This window comes from Mesorhizobium sp. M0815 (assembly GCF_040319995.1).
Lineage (GTDB): Bacteria > Pseudomonadota > Alphaproteobacteria > Rhizobiales > Rhizobiaceae > Mesorhizobium.
On the sequence record NZ_JAMYOU010000021.1, the window covers coordinates 72,558 to 86,985 of the forward strand.

Sequence of the window (14,428 nt, forward strand, 5' to 3'; positions counted from 1 at the left end):
AATCGAAGTCAGAACGGTGGTAGCCTATGGTTTGTAAATTGCTAGTAAGCATCATGCAGCGGCGCGGCAGAGTTCCTCGGCGCATTCACTCTGCAGCTTGCAGACGCCGCCCGTCGATAATGGTCTTGATCTCGGCGCGGCAGGAGCCGCAATTGGTGCCGGCGTGAAGGGCGGCGCCGATTGCCGCGACGCTGGTGCAGCCGCCGCGCACCGCTTCCGCGATCTGGTTGGCACCGACCCCGAAACAGGCGCAGACGATGGCGCCGCGGTCGACGCTCTTGCCGCCAGGCCTGCCGGCGACGATCGCCAGCCGCGCCTGCCGATCGGCATGGTCGGCACCCAGTTGTTCGGCCGCCCAGCCGCGCGACACCGCTACCGGGGTAGGCGCAAGATAGAGCGCGCCGACCAGCCGACCGCCCGCGAAACGGGCGAAGCGATGGTGCCCGCCGGCGATGTCGTGATAGGCGAGCGCCTCGCCTTCCGGGCCGAACAGCGCGGCGGCAAACCCGGTCCAGTCGCGGCTGTCCTGCAGCGCAATTTCAAGGCGCCAGCCGGCGGGGCAGCGGGCGAGGCTCCAATAATCGGCGTCGATGGATGCGGGCCGTTCCGCAAGCACCGCGAAGCCGAAGGCCGTGGCGGCGAACCGCTCGATTCGGGCGGCAACGTTCTTTGAAGCCGGCTGGCCTGAAATCGCATCAGTCGTCGGCGCGACCAGGGCATCGACGCGCGCGCGCGCGGAAAACTGATCGGTCCAGTGCATCGGCACGAACACAGAGCCTTGGCGTTGGCGCCCTGTCACCAGCGCGCGGACCACGACCTCGCCATAAGCTGTCGAGACGCGCACAATATCGGCATCGCCGATGCCGTAGTGCTGCGCATCAGCCGGGTGAATTTCGACGAAAGGCTCGGCCATGTGCTGCGACAGGCGCGGGCTCTTGCCGGTTCGCGTCATGGTGTGCCAGTGGTCGCGCACGCGCCCGGTGTTGAGCACCAACGGGTAGTCCAGGCTGGTGCGGGTTTGGGCGGTTGGGCGGATGGCAATAAAGCGTGCCTTGCCGTCGGGTGTGTAGAAATTGCCGTTGGCAAAGAAGCGGGTGCTTTTGTCCTCCGGCTGGCGCCACGCACCCCCCTCTGGCCTGCCGGCCATCTCCCCCTCAGGGGGGGAGATTGGCAGTTTTGCCGGCACCGCCTTTTCAGCAATGGTAACGATTGGCGAAACCGGTGGCGACATCCAATCTCCCCCCTTGAGGGGGAGATGGCCGGCAGGCCAGAGGGGGGTGCCTTGGCTCGGCGCTGGCCATTGGAATGGCGCCAATTTCTCAAAGGTCCCTGAATCAATCGCGCCATACGCGCCTATATCAAAATCGCGCGCGCCGTCATTCTCGAAACCCGACAAAGCCGCATGCTCGGCGAAGATGTCGGCCGCCGACACATGCGAAAAAGCTTCGGCAAACCCCATCCGCCTGGCGACTTCAGCGATAATCCACCAATCTGGCCTTGCCTCGCCGGGCGTGGCCAAAAAAGCCCGCTGGCGCGAGATGCGGCGCTCCGAATTGGTGACGGTGCCGTCCTTCTCGCCCCATGCCGCCGCCGGCAGCCGGACCTGAGCATGGCGGACCGTGTCGGTCTCGCCCAGCACGTCCGAGACAACGACAAACGGGCAAGCCTTGATCGCCGCCTCGATGGCATCGGCGTCCGGCATCGAATCGACCGGATTGGTCGCCATGATCCACAGCGCCTTGATGCGTCCGTCGGCCACCGCTTGGAACATCTCGACCGCTTTCAGGCCGGGTTTTTTAGCGACGGCTGGAGCATTCCAGAAACGCTGCACGCGGTTGCGGTGCTCGGGGTTCTCGATCTCCATATGGGCGGCCAGCATGTTGGCCATGCCGCCGACCTCGCGGCCGCCCATGGCATTGGGTTGGCCGGTCACCGAAAACGGCCCGGCGCCGGGCTTGCCGATGCGGCCGGTGGCGAGATGGCAGTTGATGATGGCGTTGACCTTGTCGGTGCCCGAAGACGACTGGTTCACGCCCTGGCTGTAGACGGTCACCGTCTTCGCCGTCGCGGCAAACAGGCTGTAGAAGCGGGACAGTTCGTCCTCACTGAGACCCGTGGCACCCGCGATGCCGGCAAGGTCGAGCGCCGAGGCAGCGAAAAGGGCTTGCCCGAATCCGGTCGTGTGCGCCGTGATGTAGGTACGGTCCAGCGCGTTGTGCTGGCCGAGATAGGCAAGCAGCCCTGTGAACAAAGCGACGTCGCCATCGGGGGCGATCGCCAGATGCATGTCAGCGATATCCGATGTCATGGTGCGGCGTGGGTCGATCAGCACCACCTTCATCTCGGGCCGCTTTTCCCGGGCAGCGGCAATGCGCTGGTAGAGCACCGGATGACACCAGGCGAGATTGGAGCCGACCAGCACGATCAGGTCGGCAAGTTCCAGATCCTCGTAATTTCCCGGAACCGTGTCCGAGCCAAAGGCGCGGCGGTGGCCGGCGACCGACGAGGCCATGCACAGGCGCGAATTGGTGTCGATATTGGCCGAGCCGACAAACCCCTTCATCAGCTTGTTGGCGACGTAGTAGTCCTCGGTCAGCAACTGGCCGGAAACATAAAAGGCGACCGAATCGGGGCCGTGTTCGGCAATGGTTTGCGAGAAGGTCGAAGCGACTAGATTGAGCGCTTGGTCCCAGTCGGTACGGCGACCGTGGATTTCCGGATGAAGCAGCCTGCCGTCGAGATCGATGGTCTCGGCCAGTGCGGAGCCTTTGGAGCAGAGGCGGCCGAAATTCGCCGGGTGGTCCGGGTCGCCACGAACGGTTATTTCACCGTCCGCGGCGACCTTCGCCAGCACGCCGCAACCCACCCCGCAGTAGGGGCAGGTGGTCCTCACCTCGCGCGCTTCATCAATCTGCATGGTTCACGCCGCGCGGCTGGCCAGCGCTTCCAGCGCAATGAACAGCCGCTCGCCGTCGATCCGCACCGGAATGGTGCGCACCACGCCCTCGTCGGCGCCGAGCGCCTTGCCTGTCTCGAGCGAGATCACCCAATTGTGCAAAGGACAGGTCACCGCCGTGCCATGGACGATGCCCTGGCTGAGTGGCCCACCCTTGTGCGGGCAATGGTCGTCGATGGCGAAGACTTGATCGTCGGCCGTGCGAAAGACGGCGATCTTTCCTTCGGGTGTGGCGACGCAGCGCGCACCGCGACGCGGAATGTCCGAGAGCGTACCGATGGATACCCAATTCATGTGGCTATTCCTCTTTTGCGCGTGTTCTTGTCCGGAAACCGCATTCCACTTTTCGGGAACACGCGCCTACTCCGCCGCCTGCGCAAAGCCGACCGAAGCCATCGGCCGGAATTCATGCTTGTCCTTGCCGGAAGCACGTTCCGACCACGGGTCGACCTGGGCGAATTTCTGCGAGAAGACGAAGCGCGCGAAATAGGCCTTGCGCTTCTCGCCATCGTCCATGATCTGGCGCTTGATCTCGGCGATGCCGACGCGCTTGGCCCATTTGTAGATACGCTCGAGATAGCGGCCCTGCTCGCGATACATCTGCGTCAACGCCACGATATGCTCCAGCGCCTCGTCCTCGGTCTTGACCAGGCCGAGCACTTCGGTGCCCTTGATGTCGAGCCCGGCGGCGCCGGCGAAATGGATCTCGTAGCCGCTATCGACGCAGATCACGCCGACATCCTTGCAGGTCGCCTCGGCACAGTTTCGCGGACAGCCCGATACCGCCATCTTGACCTTGGCAGGGGTCCACGAGCCCCACATGAATTTTTCGATACGGATGCCCAAACCGGTCGAATCCTGCGTGCCGAAGCGGCACCAGTCGGAACCGACGCAGGTCTTTACGGTGCGCAGCCCCTTGGCATAGGCGTGGCCGGAGACGAAGCCAGCCTGGCCGAGATCGGCCCACACCGCCGGCAGGTCTTCCTTGCGGATGCCGAGCATGTCGATGCGCTGGCCGCCGGTGACCTTGACCATCGGGATTTCGAACTTGTCGACGACGTCGGCGATGGCGCGCAATTCGGCGGCATTGGTGACGCCGCCCCACATGCGCGGCACCACCGAATAGGTGCCGTCCTTCTGGATGTTGGCGTGGACGCGCTCGTTGATGAAGCGCGACTGGTAGTCGTCGGCGTATTCGTCGGGCCAGTCGCAGACGAGATAATAGTTTAGCGCCGGCCGGCATTTGGCGCAGCCGCAGGAGGTCTTCCATTCCAACTCCTGCATGACGGCGGGAATGGTCTTCAGGCCCTTGGCCTTGATCAGCCGGCGGACCTCGTCATGGCCAAGCGCGGTGCAACTGCACATCGGCTGGACCGCCGCGGGGTTGTATTTGTCGCCGATGGTCAGCACCATCAACTTCTCGACCAGTCCGGTGCACGAGCCGCAGGAGGCAGACGCCTTGGTGTGCGCGCGCACGTCGTCGAGCGAGGTCAGGCCCTTGGCCGTGATCGCGCCGGTGATCTTTCCCTTGCATACGCCGTTGCAACCGCAGATTTCCGCATCATCCGGCAAGGCTGCAACGGCCGCCATAGGGTCCAGGGGGGCGCCTCCCTGGTAGGACTGGCCGAAGATGAGCGTATCGCGCATCTCGGATATATCGGTCTGCTTCTTCTTGAGGTCGTTGAACCAGGCGCCGTCGGCCGTCTCGCCGTAGAGCACTGTGCCGATGATGCGGTCGTCCTTGAGCACCAGGCGCTTGTAGACGCCGGCCGCCGCATCGCGCAGCACGATCTCCTGGCGGTCATCGCCCTCGGCGAAGTCGCCGAGCGAGAACAGCTCGATGCCGGTGACCTTGAGCTTGGTCGGCGTGTCCATATGGACGAAAGCCGCCGCCTCGTTGCCGGCCAGATGGCTGGCGGCGACGCGCGCCATCTCGTAGAGCGGCGCGACCAGTCCGTAGACCTGGCCGTTGACCTCGGCGCATTCGCCGATTGCGTAGATATCGGGATCGTTGCTGCGCATGCCGGCGTCGACGACGATGCCGCGATTGACCGCAATGCCGGCTTCTTTTGCCAGGACCGCGTTCGGCCTGATGCCCACCGCCATGACGACGAGCGTTGCGGGAATGACAGTGCCGTCGGCAAGTTCCACCCGCTCGACCTTGCCGTTGCCGGTGATCGCCTGGGTGTTGGCCTTGGTGATGACCTTGATGCCGCGCTGCTCGACGGCGCGCTGCAGGAGATATCCGGCGGCCGGATCGAGCTGACGCTCCATCAGCGTCGGCATGACATGCAGCACGGTGACGTCCATGCCTTGCGCATTCAAGCCCGCTGCTGCCTCGAGCCCGAGCAGGCCGCCGCCAATGACCACAGCCTTGGCCCGCGACTGGGCGGCAAGCATCATGGCCCGGACGTCGTCCAGATCGCGATACGTGAGCACGCCCGGCAGGTCATGGCCCGGCACCGGAATGATAAACGGCACCGAGCCGGTGGCGATGACGAGTTTGTCATAGGGCTCGGTCACGCCATGATCGGAGGTGACGGTCTTTGCCTGCCGGTCGATGGCGACGATCTTGTGGCCCTTGTAGAGGGTGATGCCGTGCTTGATGTACCAGCCGTCGCCATGGATGATGATCTCTTCATAGGCCTTTTCGCCCGACAGAACCGGCGACAGCATGATGCGGTCGTAGTTCACGCGCGGCTCGGCGTTGAAGATGGTGACCTGGTAGCGCCCAGGCGCCTTTTCCAGGAGGTGCTCCAGCATGCGCCCGGGGGCCATGCCGTTGCCAATGATAACGAGTTTCTCGGTCATGTCCTGATCCACTCCGGTCTCACTCAGCCGCGTAGGAAAGGCCTGAAGCTTCGTCAGACGCCGTGCGCTCCATCCGCCGGATGGAAAAATGCATCCAGGCAAAGCAGGTGGCGACGATGACGAAGAGCAGCATGAAGCAGCTCGACCAGACGCCGGTGAGGTCGTTGAGCGCGCCGAAGACGATTGGCAGGATAAAGCCGCCGAGCCCGCCAATCATGCCGACAACGCCGCCGACCGCGCCGACACTCTGCGGATAGTAAGCCGGGATGTGCTTGTAGACGGCAGCCTTGCCAAGGCTCATGAAGAAGCCGAGCACACAGGCAACGGCTATGAAGGCGAGCGGGCCGACCTCGAAATGGAAGGCGATCGGCCCGCTGACACCGCGCACGACGTAGTCTGCCGAGGGGAGAGACAGAACGAGAGTCGCGGCGGCACTGACAGCGAAGGTCCAGTAGAGCACGGTGCGGGCGCCGATCCGGTCGGAAAGCACGCCGCCATAGGCGCGGAAAATACTTGCCGGAATTGAATAGGCCGCGCCGATCATACCGGCGGTCGCAAGCCCGAAGCCGTAGACGCCGATCAGGTAGCGGGGCAGCCATAGCGAGAGCGCCACGAATGCACCGAAGGCGAAGAAATAATAGAAGGCGAAGCGCCAGACCTGCAGGTTCTTGAGCGGCGCGAATTCCTGCCAGAAGCTTCTCGAGGGCGCGGCCTTGCCGGCGCGGCGCTCGCGGATGACCGGATCGTCGCCGGTCGTGAACCAGAAGACGGCGGCCATGACGACGAGTGCTGCCGCCCAGATCAGCGCGACCGACTGCCAGCCCCAGGAGAGAAGCACGAACGGTGCCAGGAACTTGGTGACCGCGGCGCCGACATTGCCGACACCGAAAATGCCAAGCGCCGTGCCCTGCTTGCCGGCCGGGAAGAAGCGCGAGACATAGGCGACACCGACGGCGAAGGAACCGCCAGCGAGCCCGACGCCCAGCGCAGCGACCAGCATCTGCCCGTAGGTGTGCGCAAAAGCGAGCAGAAAGGTCGCGACCGCCGCCGCAAGCATGGTCGCGGTGTATACCAGCCGTCCGCCAAAACGGTCGGTCCAGACACCGAGCACCATACGCACGAGCGAGCCGGTGAGGATCGGCGTGCCGACGAGCAGGCCGAACTCCGTCTCGTTCAGCCCCAGCTCCTGCTTTATGCGCACGCCGATGATTGAAAAGATCGTCCACACCGCGAAGCAGACGGTGAAGGCGATGGTGGACATGACAAGCGCCTGCCGGGGAGCACTGTCCTGGCTGGGCGCGGCTGGGAGATTTGCGGTCATTTTCTGGCTCCGGTTAGCGGCGTGGGAAGCACCGCCCTTGTGCTGTTCGTTCGCGACTGTCAGCGGCGCGGCATCGCCCGCAGCGCGCTGACGGCGAGAAAATCGCGGCGCGTGAAGTCCGCGAGGGACGCGCCAGTTCCGATCCGTTTCGTCATCGTCGTCTCCGGTTGGGCGCCGCTTGGGACCAGCGCCGTCGATTGCGTCAAAACAAAAAAGCCGCCGGCCAGGTCTTCGCGTCCGGAGTTCCGGGAGCGCGTGTGGACCTGAGCGGCAGCTTTGCCTGTAGCGCCCGCCATTGGACGCCGTGTCACTTGGCCCTTGCGGACCTACATTTTGAAAAGCAGGAAGCGTGCCAAGTCGACAGCGCTCTGAATTACCGAATGAAATCAATGTGAACTGCAGCCGCGCGACTCTTGACCAAGCTCGGCAGCGGATCAAAGATTAGTCAGAATGCCTTGCACAGCAGCATAATATTTGTGCAATGCGGCAGATTGCCCATTGCCGATGCAGATTGCCAATGATGATGACGAGTTTTCCGGTTATTGCCTTACTCCGCGGCTTCGACGAAGCGGTGGCGTTCGTAGAGGAATTTCAGCACCGCCTCGCGGCAGCGCAGGAAGGTGCGGTCAGAGGAAAGCTCGATCCGCCGACGCGGCCGGGCCAGCGGCACGGGAAGCACCTCGCCGATGGTGGCCGCCGGGCCGTTGGTCATCATGACGATGCGGTCGGACAACAGCACCGCCTCGTCGACATCGTGGGTGATCATGATCGTCGTCGAGCCGAGCCTCGAATGGATATCCATCACCGCGTCCTGAAGATGGGCGCGCGTCAGCGCGTCGAGCGCGCCGAAGGGCTCGTCGAGCAGCAGGATCTTCGGCTCCATGGCCAGCGCCCGGGCGATGCCGACGCGCTGCTTCATGCCGCCCGATATCTCGGCCGGACGTTTATCCTTGGCATGCGCCATCTGCACGAGATCGAGATTGCGCATGATCCAGTCATGCCGTTCGGCCCGGCTCCTGCTCCGGCCAAAGACCTTTGATACTGCCAAATTGATGTTTTCGTAGACGGTCAGCCATGGCAGCAGGCTGTGGTTCTGGAACACCACGGCGCGTTCCGGGCCGGGACTATCGACCTCCTTGTCCTCGAGCAGAACGGCGCCGGCCGAGACCTTGGTCAGGCCGGCGATCAGGTTGAGCAAGGTCGACTTGCCGCAGCCTGAATGGCCGATGATCGAGACGAATTCACCTTTGTCGATGGTCAGCCGGATGTCCTTCAGCACGTCGCTGACCTGGCTGCCGCGGGCGAAGGATTTGTCGATGTGGTCGAGTTTCAGATAGGCCGTCATCGTCCCTCTCCTCACTTTGCCGTTGTGCCGCGGGTGACGAAGACGCCGACCGCCGCGACCAGGCGGTCGAGGCAGAAGCCGGTGACGCCGATATAGGCGAGCGCGACGATGATGTCGGGCAGCCGCGATGAGTTCCACGCGTCCCAGATGAAGAAGCCGATGCCGACGCCGCCGGTCAGCATTTCGGCGGCGACGATGGCGAGCCAGGACAGACCGATGCCGATGCGCAGGCCGGTGAAAATGTAAGGTGCAGCTGCCGGCACCATGATCTTCACGAAGAATTCGAACTGGTTGAGCCTGAGGATGCGGGAGACGTTGCGGTAGTCCTCAGGGATGTTGCGGACGCCGACCGCGGTGTTGATGATGATGGGCCAGATCGAGGTGATGAAGATGACGAAGATCGCCGACGGGCTGGAATCGCGGAACGCCGCCAGCGACAGCGGCAGCCAGGCGAGCGGCGGCACCGTGCGCAGGATCTGGAACACCGGATCGAGGCCGCGCATCGCCCAGATCGACTGACCGACAAGCGCGCCGAGCGCAACGCCGACGATCGCCGCAAGGCCGAAGCCGACGGCGACGCGCTGCAGCGAGATCAGCACCCGCCAGGCGAGCCCGATATCCTGCGGGCCGTTGTCGAAGAACGGATGGGCGATCAGGTCATAGGCCTCGTTCCACACCTGGCTTGGCGGTGGCAGGCTGGCTGTGGGCGACGAACAGGCGACCTGCCAGACGACGAGCATGATGGTGATGACAATGACCGGCGGCACCAGCGTGCTGGCCAGCTTGCCGGCGATCGCGGCCGGGTCGAAGCGGCGCCGCGCCCTGGCGGTGAAAGCGATGACCTCGGCGGGCTTGGCCGGCGCGGGGAACGGCTTCACCTTGCTGTCCTCGATGGCTTGGATAGACATTTCTCGAAAACTCCTTGGCAGCACATGCACAACGGGCGGCGTTGCCAACGCACTGTCGCGCATCTATGTCGGGCTCAGGCCGACGCCTTGATCTTCAGGCTGTCGAGATAGGCCGACGGTTTCTCCGGATCGAAGATCTTGCCGTCGAAGAAGGTTTCGGTGCCGCGCGACGAAGACGCCGGAATATCGGCCGCGGCGACACCAAGATCCTTGGCCGCCTCGCGCCACAGATCCTCACGGTTGACCTGGCCGACCAGTGCTTTGATGTCGGTGGTCGGCGCGAACTTGCCCCAGCGGATGTTCTCGGCGAGGAACCAGCTGTCGTGGCTCTTGAAGGGATAGGACACGCCGCCCTGCCAGAACTTCATGTAGAGATCGGTGCCGTTGGCGACGCGGCCATTGCCGTAGTTGATGTCGCCCTTGAGGCGGCCGATGATGTCGGCGGTCGGCACGTTCATCCACTGCCGCTTGCCGATGATGGCGGCCATCTCGTCCTTGTTTTCTTTTGCCTCGCACCATTGCTGGGCCTCCATGACGGCCATCAGGATCGCCTTGGTGGCGTTCGGATATTTGTCGATGAAGGCGGCGCGCAGGCCGAGCGCCTTTTCCGGATGGCCCTTCCACAGTTCGCCGGTGGTGGCGGCGGTGAAGCCGACGCCCTGATGGACGAGCTGCTCGTTCCATGGCTCGCCGACGCAGAACACGTCCATGTTGCCGACCTTCATGTTGGCGACCATCTGCGGCGGCGGCACGACGATGGTCGAGACATCCTTGTCGGGATCGATGCCGCCGGCAGCCAGCCAGTAGCGCAGCCAGAGGTCGTGCGTTCCGCCCGGGAAGGTCATGGCGGCCTTGACCTCCTTGCCCGCGGCCTTCTTGGCGGCGAAGGCTTCCTTCAGCTTTGAGGCATCGAGGCCGACGCCGGTGGCGGCATATTCCTGGGCGACGGAAATGCCCTGGCAGTCGTAGTTGAGCCGGGCCACGATCGCCATCGGCAGCGGCTGTTTGTTCTGCGTCACCTTGCCGGTGTGCATCAAATAGGGCATCGGCGTCAGGATATGGGCACCGTCAATGCCGTTGGCTTCGCCGCCGAGCACCAGATTGTCGCGCGTTGCGCCCCACGAGGCCTGCTTGAGCACCTCGACATCGGGCATGCCGAATTTCTCGAACAGGCCTTTTTCCTTGGCAATCATCAGCGGTGCCGCATCGGTCAGCGCAATGAAGCCGAGCTTGGCGCCGGTGACTTCCGGCGCGGCGGGTGCCGCATAGGCCCCGGAGGGCAGCAGCGCACGCGCCGCCGCCAGCGTTGCCGCGGTGGCCGCGCTGATCCTCAGGAAATCGCGGCGGCTGATCGCCGGTTGGGCGGAATGGCTATTGGTGCGTTTCGTCATCGTCATCTCCGGTTGGGCGCGGCTTGGGATCGGCGCCGTCGATTGCGTGTTCGACCAAAACAAAAAGCCGCCAGCCAGGCCGCGCGCGTCCGTCATCCGGGATCGCGTGTTGACCTGAGCGGCAGCTTTGCCTGTAGCGCCCGCCATTGGACGCGTATTCCGTGACCCCGAGAAGAGTCTGCCTATTGCATTGCAGGAACCGTGCCAGTTTTCGGAATGGATGGCAAACATCAATGAGATCAATGACATACCACAATCGTCGGCGCGCCGGCCCGCTGGGCGCGCAAGCTAAGGATTATTCATTAGCGCAGTTGCACGCACATTTTTTGTGCAGTGCACAAGAATGGCGCGGAAATGATCAGGCTTCGGCGCGCGCCAATTTCTGGCCGGCAATGTAGGCGTCGATCTCGTCGGGATCGAAGATCTGGCCATCGAAGAACCCGTCGGGACCGAGCACCAGGCTTGCCCCCGCCGAACCAACTGGAGTCGCGGCCTTCAGCGCGCCCTCGACCTTGGCATTAGCACCGGGAAGTGCCACGCCAAGCGGCTTCAACGCCGAGCGGTAGAGATCGGGGCGGTAGCAGTCGCGGGCAACAGCGAGGTTTTCCGGCGTGTGCGCGACATGCCCCCAGCGCACCATCTGCGTGTAGAACCACAGCGCATGGCTCTTCCACGGGAAATTTGCCGCCTTGTCGAAGGGCAGAAAGAAGTCGCCGACGCTCAGTTCGGCGCCGCCGCCGAGCGCAAGATGACCGCTGAGGATTGGCATCTGCAGCGCTGGCGCGAGGCCGAGGAGGGCCGGCTGCGCCATCAGGGCCGTGAGTTCGCCGCGGTTTGCCGGATCCTGGCACCAGCGCGCCGCATGATGCAGCGCGCGCAGCAGGGCCGAAAGCGCGTCCGGCTGTTTTTCCGCCCATGCCTTGCGCACGCCGATGACTTTCTCCGGGCTGGTCTTCCAGATGGCCGCCTTGACCGTGGCGATATGGCCGGTGCCGGCGACGACAGAGGCGCTGTTCCAGGGTTCGCCGACGCAGTAGCCGTCGATCCTGCCGGCGGCGAGCGCGTCCGCCATGAAGGGGGGCGGCACGATGACGATTTCGATCTCATGCGACGGGTCGATGCCGCAGGCGGCGAGCCAGTAGCGCAGTTCGTAATTGTGCCCGGAGTGCGGATGGACGACGGCGAAGCGAAGCGGATCGCCGCCGGCATTCGCCCGTTTGCGGATCAGCGCCCCCAACGCCCTGCCGGCCCGCGCCGGATCGAGGTCGGGTCGGGCGCCGTGCGCGGCCATGCCCGCCCAGACCGCGTTCGAAACCGTGACGCAATTCCCGCCAAGGCCGAGCGAGAACGGCACGACCGTGTCGGAGGCGAGCGGCGTCAGCCCCAGATTGCAGGCGATCGGCATCGGCCCCAGCATATGCGCGAGATCGAAATGGCCGATGGCGATGCGGTCACGGATGTTGGCCCAGGATGTTTCCCGGTTGAGCGTCAGATCGATGCCTTCGCGCAGCGCGAAGCCGATTTCCTTTGCCGCAACGAGGACAGCGCTGTCGAAGAGCGGCATGAAGCCAGCATTGATCCGGTGCTCGGCCGCCATCGTCAACTCTCCTCGGGATCCAGAAGGCCTGCCGCCGTCACCAGGCTCTGGGCGATTTCGCCGATCTTGCGGTTCTGGTTCATGGCGGTCTTGCGCAGCAGCGTATAGGCCGCGTCCTCCGACAAGCCGCGCGACTTCATCAATATGCCCTTGGCGCGATCGATCACCTTGCGGCTTTCCAATTCGCTGCGGGCCTCCTCCAGTTCGCGCGCCATGCGCGAAAACGCGTTAAAGCGGCTGATCGCCATGTCGAGGATCGGCTTGACCCGCTCCTGGCGCAGGCCGTCGACGACATAGGCCGACACCCCGGCTTCCACCGCGGCTTCGATCGAAGCCTGGTCCGAGCGGTCGACGAACATGGCGATCGGCCGCTTCACCACGCGCGAAAGCTGGAACATGTTTTCGAGCATGTCGCGGTTTGGATTTTCGAGATCGATGACGATCACGTCGGGTTCGATCTCGGCGATCCGCCGCGCTATGCCGGTGACGTCATGGATGACCGTGACCTGCTGATGCCCGGCCTCCCGCAGTCCTGCTTCGATTATCGAAGCGCGGATGTGGTTTTCATCGATCACCAGGACAGTGAGGGATTTGCGGATCATGCCGCATTTTGCGCAGGCGAGGCGATTGTGCAATGCGGTATGGCGAGATTCACGGAAACAAAGCCGGCGTCCAGGCGCCGCCTGAGGCATTAGATGCAACGGCCGCAGCGACCAACTTGATGCCGCGGGCGCCGGCACCAGCCTTCACCTTGAGCCGCACCGGCTTTGACCGCCTTCTCTATGCCGTCGGCGACAACGAGGCGGATCGCCAGGGAGGCGAGGCAAGCGAGGGAAGGCAGCGTCACGTCGAGCCAGAGATTAAGAAGAACGGAGCCATCGCGGCATAGGCGTCTGCCTCCGTGGGTATGGACGGATTCACTCATGCGCAATATGGATGGGGAGGCCTGCCGTGGCGTTCACATTTTCGCCGCGTCGCTAAGGCAGGTGACGATCGTTCAATGACGCTACGCAGGGCGGGTTGCCGCCCGCAGAAGTGTCGATATCAGGGGATCTGGTCGATGACCGACAACAAGCCAGACGTTACCAAGGATTGGCAAGCGACGCAGGGCCAGAAGTCCTCCGCCACGCGTCTTCGCCTTTTCGCCGCACTCTCGTGGATCGTCGCCATTGGCGGCGAGATCTACGGGGTTATTCTGCTTCGCCAGAACAAGTTCGACCAGGGACACCTGCCGCTGATCATCGGCCTTCTGGTCGGCATCGCGATTTTCGCAATCGCCGGCAACTTGCTGTGGAAGGCGGCCAACAGGCACGATCCGGCCCGTGCATCCGACGCGGCCAGGTTCTTCTTCCAAAACCAGCTCGGCGCAATCATCACGCTGATTGCCTTCCTTCCGCTGGTTTTCCTGATCCTCACCGACAAAAACATGGATCCGCAAACCAAGAAGGTTGCCGGCGGCCTCGGCGCTGCGCTGGCCGTGCTCGCGACGGTCATGGGGATCAGTTTCAAACCCCCATCGGTCGAACAGTACACCCAGGATATGAACGCATGCGCAGCTCAGATCAAGTCGGGGCAGCCCACCACCGCCTGTTCGCCCGATGTCGCCGCTCAGGCGCAGGCGATCGCGACGGACACCGCCGCGGTGGCGGCGGCGACGCGGGACGCGAGCCACCCCGCCGGTCAGGATGTCGTCTACTGGATCGCGCCCGAAAACGGAGCCGCGAAGTCCACCGAGCCGCATGTTTTCCACCTCTGCGCAGGCGTGAGTCCGCTGAAGGACAAGACCGTGAATAGTGGCTCCGTGACGGAGGCCTACGCACAGAACGCCGTCCGCATCACGAAGCAGATCGATATGGAACAGAAGCAGTGCGGGTTCACCCCCACAACCAGCACCAACTGAACCCGCCTGCGCTCGATCGCGTCCAGCCGTTGGTCTTGTCGAGAGGGATGACGCGTAAGCGCAGGCTCAGTATTGACTCGCCGAAGCAACGCTAAATACCGGGATCGCCCCGGCTGGCCATTATTGTCCAGCTGCAAACTTATCCGCTGCGGGCAATGACTGGGCGTCCTTCCGCACGGCAGCTTCCGGCCTGAGCGCT

11 protein-coding genes are annotated in these 14,428 nt (G+C 63.8%); 2 read left to right on the plus strand and 9 right to left on the minus strand.

Features of this window, described 5'->3' with window-relative positions; translation table 11 throughout:
- Window positions 1-85 precede the first annotated feature (85 nt).
- From NKI01_RS22120 to NKI01_RS22160, 9 genes are all read right to left on the minus strand, one after another.
- On the minus strand, window positions 86-2,917 hold the full coding sequence (locus NKI01_RS22120; RefSeq protein WP_352964605.1) for a nitrate reductase: 2,832 nt from the start codon (window positions 2,915-2,917) through the stop codon (window positions 86-88).
- A 3-nt stretch (window positions 2,918-2,920) separates the two neighbouring features.
- On the minus strand, window positions 2,921-3,250 hold the full coding sequence (nirD, locus tag NKI01_RS22125; RefSeq protein WP_352483963.1) for a nitrite reductase small subunit NirD: 330 nt from the start codon (window positions 3,248-3,250) through the stop codon (window positions 2,921-2,923).
- Window positions 3,251-3,316: 66 nt separating this feature from the next.
- Window positions 3,317-5,767 (minus strand): nitrite reductase large subunit NirB, encoded by a 2,451-nt coding sequence (nirB, locus tag NKI01_RS22130; protein WP_023718002.1) that lies wholly within the window; start codon window positions 5,765-5,767, stop codon window positions 3,317-3,319.
- Between the two features lie 19 nt (window positions 5,768-5,786).
- Complete coding sequence (locus NKI01_RS22135; protein ID WP_352483961.1) at window positions 5,787-7,088, minus strand: MFS transporter; 1,302 nt, start codon at window positions 7,086-7,088, stop codon at window positions 5,787-5,789.
- 547 nt (window positions 7,089-7,635) lie between these two features.
- The gene (locus NKI01_RS22140; RefSeq protein ID WP_352483960.1) at window positions 7,636-8,433 is read right to left on the minus strand and encodes an ABC transporter ATP-binding protein; all 798 of its coding nucleotides are present in this window, start codon (window positions 8,431-8,433) and stop codon (window positions 7,636-7,638) included.
- Between the two features lie 11 nt (window positions 8,434-8,444).
- Window positions 8,445-9,341: a nitrate ABC transporter permease gene (gene ntrB / locus NKI01_RS22145; protein ID WP_352483959.1), complete on the minus strand. Its 897-nt coding sequence runs from the start codon at window positions 9,339-9,341 to the stop codon at window positions 8,445-8,447.
- A gap of 74 nt (window positions 9,342-9,415) precedes the next feature.
- Window positions 9,416-10,732: a CmpA/NrtA family ABC transporter substrate-binding protein gene (locus tag NKI01_RS22150; RefSeq protein ID WP_352483958.1), complete on the minus strand. Its 1,317-nt coding sequence runs from the start codon at window positions 10,730-10,732 to the stop codon at window positions 9,416-9,418.
- Window positions 10,733-11,090: 358 nt separating this feature from the next.
- A complete protein-coding gene (locus NKI01_RS22155; protein ID WP_352483957.1) occupies window positions 11,091-12,329 on the minus strand; it encodes a CmpA/NrtA family ABC transporter substrate-binding protein in 1,239 nt (412 codons plus the stop codon).
- Between the two features lie 2 nt (window positions 12,330-12,331).
- A complete protein-coding gene (locus tag NKI01_RS22160; protein WP_352548924.1) occupies window positions 12,332-12,931 on the minus strand; it encodes an ANTAR domain-containing response regulator in 600 nt (199 codons plus the stop codon).
- 32 nt (window positions 12,932-12,963) lie between these two features.
- Between NKI01_RS22160 and NKI01_RS22165 the strand changes: the two genes are divergently transcribed.
- Together NKI01_RS22165 and NKI01_RS22170 are read left to right on the plus strand one after the other, a co-directional pair.
- Window positions 12,964-13,218, plus strand: a complete 255-nt coding sequence (locus NKI01_RS22165; RefSeq protein WP_352964609.1) for a hypothetical protein — start codon at window positions 12,964-12,966, stop codon at window positions 13,216-13,218.
- Window positions 13,219-13,389: 171 nt separating this feature from the next.
- Window positions 13,390-14,229 carry a hypothetical protein gene (locus tag NKI01_RS22170; protein ID WP_023718009.1) on the plus strand — a complete coding sequence of 280 codons (840 nt, stop codon included), beginning with the start codon at window positions 13,390-13,392 and terminating at the stop codon, window positions 14,227-14,229.
- Window positions 14,230-14,428: the final 199 nt, after the last annotated feature.